Source organism: Paenibacillus sp. 2RAB27 (assembly GCF_052115445.1).
In the GTDB taxonomy this organism is placed as follows: Bacteria; Bacillota; Bacilli; order Paenibacillales; family NBRC-103111; genus Paenibacillus_E.
The window spans coordinates 121591-135568 of record NZ_JBFRGR010000004.1 but is presented as its reverse complement, the minus strand read 5'-3'; the positions used below and the strand labels follow the sequence as shown (position 1 = coordinate 135568).

Genomic DNA, 13978 nt, shown 5'->3' with positions numbered 1-13978 from the left:
AGGAGGAACTAGGATGAAAATCAGTTTTTCAGACAGAGCATTCATCACCATTAACCATATTCTTTTACTTGTATTAGTCTTGTTAACCTTATATCCGCTCATCTATGTTGCCTTCTCTTCCATCAGCGACGGCGCTCAACTCCTTACGCATAAAGGCTTCTTGTATCGACCGCTTGGTTTTAGCTTAGAAGCTTACAACAGTGTGTTTAAAAATCCTGCTATTCTAAGAGGATACCGGAATACGTTGTTTATCCTTGTGTTTGGTGTTTGCACTAACTTGATTGTCACAGCTTTAGGCGCCTATGTACTCTCTCGAAAAAATGTGATGTGGAACAACGTATTTATGTTCATTGTTGTTCTCACGATGTTTTTCAGCGGCGGACTTATTCCAATGTATCTCGTTGTGAAAGGCGTTGGCTTAATCGACTCCTTATGGGCGACAATTCTACCTTTCGCGGTTAACACGTTTAACTTGATAATCATGCGTACAGCCTTTATGGCGGTTCCAGAAAGCCTTGAAGAGTCGGCCAAAATGGACGGAGCCAATCATTTCACCATCTTATTTAAAATCATTATCCCGCTCTCCATGCCCGTAATCGCCGTTATGATCTTGTATTATGCGGTTGAGAAGTGGAACGGCTGGTTCTACGCTTCCATCTTCCTCAAAGATCGTGATCTGTATCCACTGCAGCTCACGCTCAGGGAAATTTTGATCGCGAATAACACCGAGATGATGTCCGCTGGTGCGAATCAGGCTGATCAGTTTCAGATCGGAGAAACGATCAAGTATGCCACCATCATGGTTGCCTCTGTACCAATCCTGATCCTCTATCCTTTCGTTCAAAAATATTTCGTGAAAGGCGTCATGATTGGCGCTGTCAAAGGGTAACTACCACAAACGTCGTCCGCTCCGTACTGGAGGGACGGCGTTTTTTTTGAGCGTAGGCACAGGCTCAATATTTTACTTGGTTAGGCAGACGCAGAGTCTGCCTTGGAATCTGGACATACATTATATGGCAAACAAAGCCGAGGCAGCAATAGCCTCGGCTTTGTTTAATTAATTACGATCATTAATCGCTTTGATGATTTCCACAGGGATTTTCGGCTTGCGATCATAGGTTAGCAACCCATTGATTTCCTGTTCAACATCCGTCAATTGCGTATAACAGTAGCCCTGCACAACGCCTGAGTTCAACAGTGGACGAATGACGGCACGCAGCTTTTGCTCATAATCTTCGTCATTATCTGCACCGGAGTAGCCCCAGCCTTCCCATTCACTCTTCTTGTAAGCAATTCCGCCAAATTCGGTTACCAGGATCGGCTGACCTTGATAAGGGAACCCTTCTACAAACAAACGTCGATTCGCCGGCATCGCATGAACGGCCTTTTCCTTGGAGCTGTAACGCTCGCTCAGAACCTCTTCCCTCCACTCATAGTCATGAATGGCGAATAAATCGGTCGTCACCAGCTCCCATCCATCATTCGAGATAACAGGGCGCATCGGATCCAACGATTTGCTCAAATGATACATCGTTAAAGCATGCTGCTGCTGCAGTTTATCGATTTGAATGTTCGGGACACCCCAGCTTTCATTGAGCGGTACCCAAGCAATAATGGATGGGTGATTGTAATCCCGCTCCATCGAAGCGATCCATTCTTTCGTAAATTGACCTACGTATTTATCCGAATACTCATAGGCATTTGCAGCTTCACTCCAAACTACAAGCCCAAGCACATCGCACCAGTAGAGGAATCTTGGATCCTCCAGCTTCTGATGCTTCCGAGCCCCATTGAACCCCATCGCTTTGGTAAGCTCAACATCTTGTTTAATCGCATCGTCGCTCGGCGGTGTTAAGTTTCCATCTGGGAAGTAGCCTTGATCCAGCACCATTTTCAGGAAATAAGGACGATTATTCAAGCACAATTTGCCATCCTCGATCGAAACCTTGCGCATACCAAAGTAACTTCCTACAACATCCTCAACCTCATTATCGACAAGCAGCGTAAAAGTAACATCGTATAAGTTCGGTTTCTCTGGTGTCCACCATCCGCCAAGCCCATGATCATTAAAATCATTCAAACGTATCTTCCGTGCACCTGTCCCGCTTCTAATCCCATACACATCTTCTGAAACTAGCTCGCCTTTAAAAGATATAGCCACCTTCAACTGGTACTTGGATGTCGAATGTGCATCGATCCCTTCGATTGCGTAGCTGATTTCGATCTGCTTGGCATCAATATCTGGCGTCATCTTCACCTTATCTAAGTAGGCGTTCTCAGAAACTGCCTCCATCCAAACCGTTTGCCATATCCCTGTAGTTCTCGTATAGAAAATACTTGCGGAATCCGCTTTCCAATACTGCTTTCCTCTAGGGAGTGTTACGTCTTTGCTAAAATCCACAGCCTTCACAACAAGCATATTCGTGCCCGCTTGAAGCGCTTCCGTAATATCCGCATGGAATGGCGTATGACCACCTTCGTGAGTGGCTACTAGAATACCGTTCACCCAAACCGATGCTAGGTAATCCACCGCACCAAAATGAAGCAGAATTCGTTTACCGGCAAACGACTGCGGAATTTCGAGCTCGCGGCGGTACCAAACGATATCGTGGAATTCATTACTGCCAATCCCGCTCAATTGACTTTGAAAAGCAAACGGCACTTGAATCGTCTGCGAGAACACTTTTTCACCTTTATGCCATTTTTGTTTCGTTCCTACGGAAGCATCATCGAACTCGAACTGCCATTCTCCATTCAAGTTAATCCAGCTATCTCGTACAAATTGCGGTCTAGGATATTCAGCTCTCGGTTGGTTGCTCATTGTAAAGGAAAACCTCCAATTAGATAATATATAAGTTAACTAAATAACGTAATAATTCCTAAATTCATTATGCAATCGCCCGAAAATAAAGTCAATACATGTTATTCAATTAACTTTTAAGTTAATCTAATGTTTTATCTAATGGCACTAACCTCACTTTTTACTCACTCTTCACATTACTTATTACTTCATTACTCATTACTCACTTCTTACCTCATTACTCACTTCTTACTCATTAATACTTCCCCCTTCTCACTCCCCCCAAAATTTCATCACTTTCCACCTCCCCATCCACCTCCTACTCCAACAAGCTACTCCTTTCCTCCTTTCATACTTTCCCCACCCACAAGCACGTTTAACTAATTTATTCCTTTAAAAGCTTGAAATCCGCAGAATTTAACTGGATATTTTCCAGCTATTTCGCATTAGCGTTGCCACCAAATCAAAAAGACCCCCACATAGATATTCTCTACGTGAGGGTCCTCATTTCATAAATTAGTCGATGTAGCCGGCCATGCCATTTTTCATCAAGTACTCCATCTCGGCTTCCAGAATCGTATCCACTGCAAGTTCACTTAGCTTCACGTCTGGACGGCCTAGAATATGATCAATCAGATCATCGCTGTCGATATCTACAGCACCTTTCGAGCCTTGTTCCGCTTTGGCAATATAGGCTTTCTCATGTTTCAAAACTAACTCAATTTGCTTCGGATCTGCCTTCGTCTTGCTGATGATGAATTGTAAAAGCTCCTGCTCATTCACGCCTGCAGTCATTCGTCTCACTCCTATTCGATGTATGCATTCTATTGTACACCATAGATGGACAAAAAGAGACCCACAGCAACGGGCTGCGGGTCTAAAGATTTATATTTTAAAAGGGGGTCGTCTTTTATTATAACCGACTTACATGTATGGCAGATGTCTACTATATTTCTTTTATATTACAAATTTACATTGATCACGTAAGGAACGATGAAAACTTCGTTATTTTGCTGAAACTCGCCCCAAATTTTGTAGATCCCTTTGGAAGGAAATACAACTTTGAACGCCGCGGTTGGCCCCGAAGTCGCTGTTGGGTCAGCCGGATGCACATGGACAAAATCGTTCCCATCCTCACTAATGGCAACAACATGCCCAATACTCCCAAGATATGGCTGCAGATTCGTTACAGGCGTTTTGGCAGCTCCCTGCTTGAACGTGAACACCATGTCCAGCGTCATGCCCGCCATCAGATGATCGAAGGCTAGAGTGACTTCCTTGTCGCCGACCTGTTTCGTTAGGCTTTTATCCGGCTGCAACTTAACAGCCTTCGGAGCTTTCCCGTTAATAGCTAACCAATGGGACTGCACACTTTCTCCTAAGCCCGTTGGCGTGAAATCAGCAATAAGCTGATAATAGCCGCCTGCTGGGAACGACGTTTGGACATCAAATCGCCCAGCGCCTGCATAGGTTGGATGCAAGTGTTCGAAGTAGGACAAATCCTTGCTAACCACAATAAGGTGCATAAGTTTCTCGTGCATCACTTCGAACTTCTCGATGGGGCGATTCCATTTATTTTGAACCAGAATCGTGATGTCGAATAACTCTTTCGGTAAATAATTCGGTGAATCCACCGAAAAATGAGCAATCGCATCGCTCGTATGTTGATGTGTAACGGACGACGATGACATCGTCATACCCGACATGCTCGACATATCGGACATATCAATCGTCGTGGTGGCTGACGAACCGCAAGCGGATAGGAGTACAACTAAGCAAGTTAATGGCCATGTCTTTAATCTCATTTGCTTGAGTCGGATGAAACTGGTGCGGCAAGAATACTTAATCCCAACGAGGACAGTGCACACAGGAAGATCGAGCCACCCCAGAGCTCTGGGGACCAGTTCAACGTTTCAAATAATTTCAAATGTGCGAAATATAGCCCCCAGATCAAGACAGGCAGTACAAAGAAGACAGCTTTATACCGCCAATCTGCAGCGTCCCGCTCTTTGATTTCTCGAAATAACACATCACCGATCACACCGCTTATGAGCAATATGATTATCGAGCTAGAGTCTCTAAATCCGTCCAGCACAGCTAGGAATATCGACTCAAATAGAAAAAAGAAAGTAACTGTACCGAACGGCAGTTTCCATCTGCGCAGAACAAACATCAATGGAATCACAAGAATCATCGTCGTAATGAGGAAATCCACCACAGCTCTTCCAATAGCATCCTCGCCTCTAGCCATCCATAGATTCTGTCGGAACGACCATGCGTACATAAGGAAGAAGGCGAACACCGTAAAGGTTAGCCCTATCGAAGTTAACGCCGGTAACAATTGGCGAAATGTCGGTGCAGTCCCCTTTTCAGCAGCGCTGATCGCACGATAGGGACTTGTCAGAATCATTAAAGCACCCGAAAGCAGCAGAAGATGCGTGGGGCTAAGCAGGGCTTCGATATTTTTTTCAATCCCAAACACCGTATGCCAGTACATATCACCAAGCCCACCTACAAAGAAGAGAATGACACCAGCAACACCAAGTTTGTAACCGACGGGAATTGCCGTGAACCAAGAGGTTGATTGCGTCCTGATTTTGTTCGAACGAATCATCATAAAGATCCACACCGCACAAGCCAAATAGCCAGAGTACAGAATCGCGTGCCACGGTGTAAAAAAAGTTTCTACAGCACCATGGTTATGGGCAAAACCATCAATAAACAAACCAATGATAAGCCACATGCCCATGATCATCGTGATCGAATGCTTGGACGTAGTCGTGGTTACACGTGCCCTACTCACCTCTATTTGGACAGACACAACAATCAGCTCCTTATGAAAGGGGTAAATTTAATTCCTCAGGGGTACTCCGTCCATCATATAATGCCTGTTGACGCAATACCACATATAACTCTGCTTTCGTAGAATTATAATACGGTAATACGAATAATACGCCTACGCCAAGTGCTAAGGCACCGAGAAGGAACCACCCAATAAACGATAGATCCAGAACAAACATCCGCCATTTATGGCCTCGCGTCATCTGGTTGCTGAGTTGAACGGCTCTTTTACGACCAATCGTTGGATTGTCACCGAGGATATACGGAACCATGCTATAGGCATAGGACTTCACAATGCCTGGAATGATGAGCAATAAATACCATAAGAAATTAAGCAAAGCACTCCAAAACATACTAACAACCGTGCCTATATATCTCCCTTTGCCAAAAGCGTAAAGCAGATAGTGCATGTCGACATCACCTTGAGAGGCTTGTTTAAAATATTGCTGCGCATTCACCTTGAACGGATTCAACACGAAGATACTGAATGCAAGTGCTGCCAAGCCAGCTACAATCGCAACGATCACGATGAAAGCTAGAATAAGTGCACCTACACCATTCGAGATATCTCCCATGCCTAGATCTAAGTTACCTAAGTTAAAGGACGATGACGAGCCACTGTTTGAATTCCAATTGCAACTCGGAACCCCGCCACCAACGACGGCAAGCAGCAAGCTGACCAGAAATGCTTTCCAATACGTTGTTCGCAGTACTTGTTTCGCTCGACTCTTCAACTCTTTACGCGACCAATGCACGCAATCCCTCCTCAGGTAAAACCATATATACCATCTTATTTTATCTCACATAGTCATAGAACAATACCTTTTTTTTCCAATAACATTCCGTCTTTTGCATACAAAAAAACACGATCCCCCGAGCAGGAACCGCGTCACAAACTTCACCCATAAAAACATCTCATCCAAATATCCTGATCGTAATTCCCAAATCCCTTACCATAAAGTGTTAAACCACCGCGCCCACGTTTCGTATCCTCCGCGCTAATTCGAAATACCCAGTACTTCGGATCAATTCGCAGGTCCGTGATGCTGATATCCGAAAGGCGCTGACCATCCATATACGTGCCACTTTCCGTAATGCGAAGAATCTTCAGCAGCCCGTACTGATTCACGTCGGAGTGCCACCACTCTGGCGTTAGCTTCCCCCTCGTTTCCCCATAATCACCTGGACTAGTCCATCTGCCCAGCACCGTATCACTGAGCGTAAAACAAATATCGGAGGGCCAGTTTTCATTCACTTGAGGAGCTTCCGATCCAATTTCCAACGAAATTTCGATCTCTTTTAAACTGTCATCTTTTAACAAATAATTGGGTACTTTATACTCGACAAATCCCTTCGCAAACCAGAGAATACCTGCATCTACCCTCTCCGGATCCATAAAATAGGTCGGATTATCATAGTGGCCAATCATCTTCTCGGTAGTCGCCAGTCCACATGTCGGCCATGCTTCATAATCGGTGTAATGACCAATAGGGACAGACACTTCCTTACATTTGTGCAAGGAGGTTCTTTCTGGCGATAGCTTGATTTGCAAATAGGACGTGTTCACATAGCAATATTTGTAGGTACCGCCGTTAACTCGCCTCATCTTGCTCCCAACGAGTCCGGCTTGTTCGAGTTTGTTCACATGGCTGCTGACAATTGCATTACTGAGATAAAGCTCGGCAGCAAGTTCCTTAATATGCATTTCCTTGATGAATAATTTATCTATGATTTTCAGGCGAACTTCACTCGCCAATGCTTCATACACCTGAAGCGACGCAGCATCCGTCTTTAGATACATCGGTTCACACCCTTAGAATATGCAATTTTGTTAATCCTATAAAATAGTTATTGAAGATTATCTCTATTATCGTACATAATAAAGATGAAATCAATAAGTTATGAATTCGTCAATAGGCTAATTCTTAATATAAGGAGCGAGCGATCATGTCTTTACGTTCACAAATGCTCATCGACAAAAATTTTGTTCTAGCTCAAATTGACCCTCGTCTATATGGATCCTTTATCGAACACTTGGGACGGGCTGTTTATGGTGGTATCTACGAACCAGATCACCCAACTGCGGATGCGAATGGCTTCCGACAAGATGCGATTGAAGCTATCCGCACGCTGCAAGTTCCGATTATTCGCTATCCAGGCGGCAACTTTGTTTCTGGTTACAATTGGGAGGATGGCGTCGGACCTAAGAAAGACCGTAAGCGATTGCTAGAGCTTGCTTGGTGGACTACAGAGACGAATGAAGTCGGTACGAATGAATTCGCTGATTGGGCGAAGTTAGTTGGTTCAGAGGTTATGATGGCGGTTAATCTCGGCACACGCGGCATCGACGATGCCAGAAATCTGATCGAGTATTGTAATCATCCTTCAGGCTCTTACTATAGTGATCTACGTATTTCACATGGCTATAAGGAACCTCATCGCTTCAAAACCTGGTGCCTGGGCAACGAAATGGATGGACCTTGGCAGATCGGCACGAAGACTGCTGTGGAGTATGGTCGCCTCGCGAATGAAACCGCCAAAGTGATGCGCTGGGTAGATCCTACCATCGAGTTAGTGGCATGTGGCAGCTCATCAAGCGGTATGAGTACGTTTGCCGATTGGGAAGCTACCGTTCTGGATTTGAGTTATGACAATGTTGACAATCTATCGCTGCATGCTTATTACAATAATAATAGCAACGATACAGCCAATTTCCTTGCCACATCACTGAATTTAGATCAGTTTATTAGCAGTGTCGCAGCCATTTGTGATTATGTGAAAGCCAAGAAGCGCAGTAAGAAAAAACTCATGCTCTCCTTAGATGAATGGAATGTCTGGCATACGATTGGATCAAGTCGCGCGGAAGAGCGTTGGCAGATTGCTCCACCCGAATTTGAAGATGTGTATACCCATGAAGATGCACTGGCCGTTGGCTGTTTCCTTATTACGTTACTTAAGCATGCTGATCGTGTCAAAATGGCTTGCATGGCGCAATTGATTAACGTTATCGCACCAATTACGACAGAGACTGGCGGTCCGCTATGGCTGCAAACGACTTACTATCCATTCCTTCATGCTTCCATCTATGGACGAGGAACTGTCCTTCATACCGTCAATTCTTCACCCAAATATGATTCCAAAGATTATACAGATGTCCCTTATCTGGAATCGATTTGCGTGTACGACGAGGAGCAAGGTTATATTACGGTCTTTGCTGTCAATCGCCATCTCTCAGAAGCTATGGAACTGGATCTCGACATCCGCAGCTTCGGCGATGTTAGCTTGAGCGAGCACATCGTGCTGGAACACGAAGACCTGAAAGCGGTGAACACGAAGGCTAACCCACATCATGTTACGCCTCATCGTGGCGGTGTATCCGTTCTTGACAATGGACACGTCAAAAGCAACCTTGGCAAAGCATCTTGGAATGTTATTCGTCTTCAAACCAAACAAGGATAAGCTATTCCTAGACACTATAAACGAGGGTTTCCTATTTGCCATGTAGATGGCGGGGAAAACCTCGTTTTCATCTTATATGCCCCATTGACCGCCTCTCAGGTTAGGGCATACTATTAAGAGGAATCCCCTTTGAGAGGAACCTGTATCATGCGAAATAAAGTTGTCTGGGTACTTACAGCCCTTCTCGGCTTGGCGAGCTGTATCGCGTTATATCAATTCGTTCTGGAAAGCGAAAGCAATGTGCCCGTGCAAAATTCACTTGATGCAGTTGCCATGCTGGAAAATCCGCCTGCCGCTGTCCCTTCTTCACGAGCTAAGCAGCCTGATATCTTAACCTATTGGGCTAACCAAGAGAAGAAATCCGAGCAAGCAGGACTTACAGAGACCGCAGCAGCGTATCGTAACCGGATCGATGTATATACAGCTGGACTTCCGTCGTTGCCACTGATGAAGCCTAATAGGCTTAACATACAAACCCCTTCAACGAATATGGAGCTCTATCTCCGCGTTCCAATGTCAGCTCAATCCGTTCAGTCTGCTCAACCCCTTAAACCAACCCAATCAGCGATCCCCGCAGCTTCCACGCTAGCCAAACATGAGCCTGCATCAGGGGTTTATATCGGTATGCTCGGGGCAGATCGCAGAGTCGGCTACGATGTTACAAAGATTGAAGACGTCTACGGTCGCAAGCACGCGCTGTATTTGTCTTATGTTGGTTGGCGCAAAGTGCAGACCGATACCAACACTTATTTCCCGGCTCGTACTGCCGAAAGGGTAAAGGAACTTGACGGTGCCCTTCAGATCGGTTGGGAACCGCGGTTTGGCTTAGACGACGTGCAGGATGATGAATATGTTCGCCGTTTCGCACGTGAAGCCAAAGCCTCCGGCATCCCCATTTTCCTGCGTTATGCTTCAGAGATGAACGGAGCTTGGGTGCCATGGCATGGAGAGCCCCAGAAATATATAGAGAAATTCCGTCTGATTCACGACATTATGTCTGAAGAAGCACCTAATGTCGCCATGGTGTGGTCGCCTAACTTCTGGCCGCCCGATACGATCGATAGCTACTATCCAGGTGACGCCTACGTGGATTGGGTTGGCTTCTCGTTATATAGCACGCCGATCTCAGCAGAAAAAGAGCAGCTAAAGGGTACCGTGATCGATACCTTCGCTCCTCTTTATAAACGATATAGCCATAAACCTATTATGATTTCTGAGGGTGCTGTTGCTCATACGTATTTGCCGACTAACCAAGCTTATTGGAGCTGGGCAGAAAGCCAGTTGGGTTACATGTATGGTCTTCTTCCGCGATTATTTCCTCAAGTTAAAGCCATCACTTACTTTAATTTCAGCAAAGCTCAAGCGATTCGAACGAACGGGACCTATGTCTACGACATCGGGGAAAATCCATTTATGGACGGCTACTATCAACGGCTGATTGCATCCGATTGGTTTCTAAGTAAGGTAGAGCCAGGAGTAGATCCCATTCAATACCGCTATACACCAGTCTTAGACCGTTCTCTTCCTAGTGGTCAACAGACCGTTCTCGTCTATCCCAAGCTTACGAATGAACAAGGTAAACCACCCTTTGCCATCGCGATTTATCAAGGCAATCAATTCCTCGGCGTCAGTTATGAATCTCCATGGGAAATTGACATTGGAGTTCAATCAGAATCGGCATCAGAACCTTGGTATGTGATAGCTTACAATGACCAAATGGAAGTAACTGCTGTCCATTCCGGCGTTGCGCCTATCGCTCAGGCAAATCCGGTTACGCCTTAGTTGCCGAAATGATAGGATGGAATAATCCGAATATCCTTATCCAAATTAGCAAGCATCATGAAATTACGATTAAATGTAAAAATGCGTTTCACCTGGTAGTACGACATGGTCACAGCCGTAAGGGCTTCGCTAAGCGAGAAGCGGAGCTCCGGCCTGTCCATTAACAATCTGCGCGATTCCCCCTCGAATTCAGGTCCGCTTGAGATAACTGCCAACTTGCCTTTACTTACGGCTTTTTCAATCGCCTTCAGAAAATATTCCGCCTGCTCATAGCTGTATTCATTACGAAGCCATTCGTGAAGATCGAATACGATGGAATTCGTCGTCATGTAATTACGTTCAAGATCATGCAAATCTAGAAACATGGAACGTGCTTTGGTATATCGTGGGTCCTTAGGGTTCATTAAAGCGGCTAGAGCTGTCTCGTCCAGAAAAATGGCATCCTGAACATGCAATTGATTATCCATAGATCAGACCTCCTTAATCCTCATGTTTGCAAATGCCATCCAAATACAGCAGCGGATTTGCTTCCTTTTGATCCACAGAGATGGGAGTTAATTCGTAAGAGGCGCTTGCCAGATATTGTGCAATAAGTCCATTAACGATAGCTTCTACAGTTGTATGCTGCAAAATAGCGATATCTTTTAACTGATCAACATAACGCGGGTCGAGATCGATCATGTCTTCATCTTGTTCCACACTTCTTGAAGAAATGAACTCGGATGCGGTAGACTTCGCTTTTTCGAATTGATTATGAATGAAGCGTTTGTAATTGTTCGCCATCGTGATTCACTCCTTATCCAATAACTTGTATACAATTCGTCGAATTTCGTCGATTTTAGGGGGTGAGTCTATTCCTTGCCTCCTTACAGTGTCCCTCGTTGTTCTTTCCATAGTAGTCCAAAAAGGCAACCAACCCACGAGGTCAGCTGCCTTCTCACACGCTTCTATTAGCTAAGACGAATGCCGAAATACGTTAACAACGCTTCTTTATACCCTTCATCTGTCTCAGGAGTGTAGGTTCTTACGTCTGTAGCGCTGAATATTCGGAACTCCTTGTCAGCAAGTGTATGCCGTCCCTCGGGCGTACGTATCGCAACAATCGGGGATTTGTTGAAAACTGAATCTGGGGACTTTTCACACCAGAAACTCGCAAATAAATAGTCTTTCGGCAGCTGAGGCTCCTCTGTGAAAGAGTAGATGCGTTGCCATACCTTATGTTTCTGTTCACAAAGCACCCAACCGTCATAAGGATCTCTCTCGAGGCGGTAGTTCTCATCCCCTTGTTGCTGGACAAGGCCTTCGATGAAAGAAAGAGGTCTGCGAGGGACAATCCCGCCAACTCCAACATCACAGAGGTAGTGGGCGCCTTCGGCTTCTACCTTTAAGACATGATGACGCCTTTTGGGCGGCAAGTTCGGCTCATCACGCCAAAATCTGGCAACCAAATCCGTCACCGTATAGCCAAGTTCACGAAGCAGCCAACCGAACAAGGCGTTGGTTTCAAAACAATAGCCGCCACGCTGGCGTATAACAATCTTCTGATATAGATCCTGCGGATCAAGTGATAACGCTCTCCCTTCGAGAATGTCTAAATTCTCATAGGGAACCGTGTGCAGATGGCGTTCCTGCAGATCAGCTAATGTCTTTGCGCTGCCATCAAGCGAACCATGAAATCCGATGCGTTCCATATACTTCTCAATTTGACTATTCGTATTCATCAGGGGAAGACACCATCCTTAAGTGAGTTACTCGTTAACATATATAAGGGATGACATTGATTACATTTACCCTGGCATGTGGATTCGGCTGGAGAGCTCCTGAGCATCCAACTCACGCATCGAGAGCCTAGCTCCGATGGATCGAAAACTGCCGATCACATCCTCATAGCCGCGCTCGATGTGCTCAACACCTGTTATACATGTGCTGCCCTCCGCGGTGAAACCCGCCATCAGCAAGCAAATGCCTGCACGCACATCTGTGGCATGCACCCAACCGCCTCGCAAGGGGAGTCCGCCGCGAATAAACGCAGATTCTTGGCGCAGCTCTATTTCTGCACCAAGCCGTCTTAACTGCGGAACATGAGCGAACCTTTTTGGATACACACGGTCGGTAACGATACTCTTGCCCTCAGCCTGCAAAAGGAGTGCTGTCATAGGTTGCTGTAAATCGGTGGCGAAGCTCGGATACATGCCGGCGCGAATTCGCGTTGCTTTCAGTCTACTAGTCCCATAAGCAGTAATACTGTTTTCTCCGCATTCCACATGCAGTCCGACTTCCTCCAGCTTAGCTAGACAGGAGCCCAGATGCTCTGGAATGACATCCTTAACGGTAACTTGTCCCCCATTGAGCCCAGCCGCCATCAAGAATGCTCCGGCGATGAGTCTGTCTGGAATTACCGTGTGGATACCTCCATTCAAGTAAGGAACACCTTCAATCCGAATGCGATCCGTCCCTGCCCCATAAATTCGTGCGCCGAGTTGATTCAGGAATCTTGCCGTATCGCACACCTCCGGATCCACAGCCGCGTTGTGCAACTGAGTACGTCCTTTGGCCAATACAGCCATCATCATCGCATTCATCGTCGCACCCGAGGTAAGGGTATCGAAATAAATGTCTGCCCCCTTCAGCTCCGCCGCTTCAACCTCGTAATAATCCTTGTAGAGCCGCACCTGAGCTCCAAGCGCTTGGAACACCTTGATATGCTGATCCATCGGTCTTGAAACGAAATCATCTCCACCAGGTAATCCGATTGTGACTTTACCGAATTTGGACAGTAAAGCACCTACAAAATAATAAGACGCTCTGTAGCTCGATGCTTTGCCCGGATCAATGACTGAGCTGTGAATCCAGCGTGGATCAATGATGACTTGTCCGGCATTCTGTGTGAGTTTAAGGCCGATTTCTCGGCCAATTTCCGTAATAAGACGAACATCATCGATGTGTGGAATACCCTCTAACGTTACGATATTATCCGCCAGACATGCAGCTGCAAGTATGGCAAGAGAGCTATTCTTTGCTCCTGGTATGTGTACCGTTCCGTTCAGTGGGCCTGAGTACTCCGCTTGTATATACTTCATGAAGGGATCCCAACTT

13 protein-coding genes are annotated in these 13978 nt (G+C 45.8%); 3 read left to right on the top strand and 10 right to left on the bottom strand.

Annotated elements, in window-relative coordinates; translation table 11 throughout:
• Nucleotides 1-13: 13 nt before the first annotated feature.
• Complete coding sequence (locus AB4114_RS07760; protein ID WP_441987942.1) at nucleotides 14-889, top strand: carbohydrate ABC transporter permease; 876 nt, start codon at nucleotides 14-16, stop codon at nucleotides 887-889.
• A 168-nt stretch (nucleotides 890-1057) separates the two neighbouring features.
• Here the strand turns inward: AB4114_RS07760 and AB4114_RS07755 are convergent, their stop codons facing one another.
• From AB4114_RS07755 to AB4114_RS07730, 6 genes are all read right to left on the bottom strand, one after another.
• Nucleotides 1058-2821 (bottom strand): glycoside hydrolase family 2 protein, encoded by a 1764-nt coding sequence (locus AB4114_RS07755; RefSeq protein ID WP_441987941.1) that lies wholly within the window; start codon nucleotides 2819-2821, stop codon nucleotides 1058-1060.
• A gap of 495 nt (nucleotides 2822-3316) precedes the next feature.
• A complete protein-coding gene (locus tag AB4114_RS07750; protein WP_057310523.1) occupies nucleotides 3317-3595 on the bottom strand; it encodes a hypothetical protein in 279 nt (92 codons plus the stop codon).
• 167 nt (nucleotides 3596-3762) lie between these two features.
• The gene (locus tag AB4114_RS07745; RefSeq protein ID WP_441987940.1) at nucleotides 3763-4605 is read right to left on the bottom strand and encodes a hypothetical protein; all 843 of its coding nucleotides are present in this window, start codon (nucleotides 4603-4605) and stop codon (nucleotides 3763-3765) included.
• Nucleotides 4602-5621, bottom strand: a complete 1020-nt coding sequence (locus AB4114_RS07740; RefSeq protein ID WP_441987939.1) for a hypothetical protein — start codon at nucleotides 5619-5621, stop codon at nucleotides 4602-4604. Before AB4114_RS07740 ends, AB4114_RS07745 begins: the two co-directional genes overlap by 4 nt.
• Nucleotides 5622-5634: 13 nt before the next feature.
• Nucleotides 5635-6396 carry a DUF975 family protein gene (locus AB4114_RS07735; RefSeq protein WP_441987938.1) on the bottom strand — a complete coding sequence of 254 codons (762 nt, stop codon included), beginning with the start codon at nucleotides 6394-6396 and terminating at the stop codon, nucleotides 5635-5637.
• A gap of 143 nt (nucleotides 6397-6539) precedes the next feature.
• Nucleotides 6540-7442, bottom strand: a complete 903-nt coding sequence (locus tag AB4114_RS07730) for an ArsR/SmtB family transcription factor (protein WP_441987937.1) — start codon at nucleotides 7440-7442, stop codon at nucleotides 6540-6542.
• A 146-nt stretch (nucleotides 7443-7588) separates the two neighbouring features.
• Here AB4114_RS07730 and arfA point away from each other — a divergent pair, with 146 nt between their 5' ends.
• Nucleotides 7589-9100: an arabinosylfuranosidase ArfA gene (arfA, locus tag AB4114_RS07725; RefSeq protein ID WP_441987936.1), complete on the top strand. Its 1512-nt coding sequence runs from the start codon at nucleotides 7589-7591 to the stop codon at nucleotides 9098-9100.
• A gap of 147 nt (nucleotides 9101-9247) precedes the next feature.
• Nucleotides 9248-10882: a glycoside hydrolase family 26 protein gene (locus tag AB4114_RS07720; RefSeq protein ID WP_441987935.1), complete on the top strand. Its 1635-nt coding sequence runs from the start codon at nucleotides 9248-9250 to the stop codon at nucleotides 10880-10882.
• Here the strand turns inward: AB4114_RS07720 and AB4114_RS07715 are convergent.
• The 4 genes from AB4114_RS07715 to murA all read right to left on the bottom strand — a co-directional run bounded on the left by AB4114_RS07715 (nucleotide 10879) and on the right by murA (nucleotide 13962).
• Nucleotides 10879-11349 carry a type II toxin-antitoxin system VapC family toxin gene (locus tag AB4114_RS07715; RefSeq protein ID WP_441987934.1) on the bottom strand — a complete coding sequence of 157 codons (471 nt, stop codon included), beginning with the start codon at nucleotides 11347-11349 and terminating at the stop codon, nucleotides 10879-10881. The genes AB4114_RS07720 and AB4114_RS07715 overlap by 4 nt on opposite strands.
• A 13-nt stretch (nucleotides 11350-11362) precedes the next feature.
• Nucleotides 11363-11665: a hypothetical protein gene (locus AB4114_RS07710; RefSeq protein WP_441987933.1), complete on the bottom strand. Its 303-nt coding sequence runs from the start codon at nucleotides 11663-11665 to the stop codon at nucleotides 11363-11365.
• 167 nt (nucleotides 11666-11832) lie between these two features.
• Nucleotides 11833-12603, bottom strand: a complete 771-nt coding sequence (locus AB4114_RS07705) for an arylamine N-acetyltransferase family protein (RefSeq protein WP_441987932.1) — start codon at nucleotides 12601-12603, stop codon at nucleotides 11833-11835.
• 66 nt (nucleotides 12604-12669) lie between these two features.
• A complete protein-coding gene (gene murA / locus AB4114_RS07700; protein WP_441987931.1) occupies nucleotides 12670-13962 on the bottom strand; it encodes a UDP-N-acetylglucosamine 1-carboxyvinyltransferase in 1293 nt (430 codons plus the stop codon).
• Nucleotides 13963-13978: the final 16 nt, after the last annotated feature.

What these genes read in the sequence shown, in the direction of transcription:
- AB4114_RS07750 (WP_057310523.1), bottom strand. Translation starts at nt 3,595, where the DNA reads ATGACTGCAGGCGTGAATGAGCAGGAGCTTTTACAATTCATCATCAGC.
- arfA (WP_441987936.1), top strand. Translation starts at nt 7,589, where the DNA reads ATGTCTTTACGTTCACAAATGCTCATCGACAAAAATTTTGTTCTAGCT.
- AB4114_RS07755 (WP_441987941.1), bottom strand. Translation starts at nt 2,821, where the DNA reads ATGAGCAACCAACCGAGAGCTGAATATCCTAGACCGCAATTTGTACGA.
- AB4114_RS07715 (WP_441987934.1), bottom strand. Translation starts at nt 11,349, where the DNA reads ATGGATAATCAATTGCATGTTCAGGATGCCATTTTTCTGGACGAGACA.
- AB4114_RS07730 (WP_441987937.1), bottom strand. Translation starts at nt 7,442, where the DNA reads ATGTATCTAAAGACGGATGCTGCGTCGCTTCAGGTGTATGAAGCATTG.
- AB4114_RS07710 (WP_441987933.1), bottom strand. Translation starts at nt 11,665, where the DNA reads ATGGCGAACAATTACAAACGCTTCATTCATAATCAATTCGAAAAAGCG.
- AB4114_RS07720 (WP_441987935.1), top strand. Translation starts at nt 9,248, where the DNA reads ATGCGAAATAAAGTTGTCTGGGTACTTACAGCCCTTCTCGGCTTGGCG.
- AB4114_RS07760 (WP_441987942.1), top strand. Translation starts at nt 14, where the DNA reads ATGAAAATCAGTTTTTCAGACAGAGCATTCATCACCATTAACCATATT.
- murA (WP_441987931.1), bottom strand. Translation starts at nt 13,962, where the DNA reads ATGAAGTATATACAAGCGGAGTACTCAGGCCCACTGAACGGAACGGTA.
- AB4114_RS07705 (WP_441987932.1), bottom strand. Translation starts at nt 12,603, where the DNA reads ATGAATACGAATAGTCAAATTGAGAAGTATATGGAACGCATCGGATTT.
- AB4114_RS07745 (WP_441987940.1), bottom strand. Translation starts at nt 4,605, where the DNA reads ATGAGATTAAAGACATGGCCATTAACTTGCTTAGTTGTACTCCTATCC.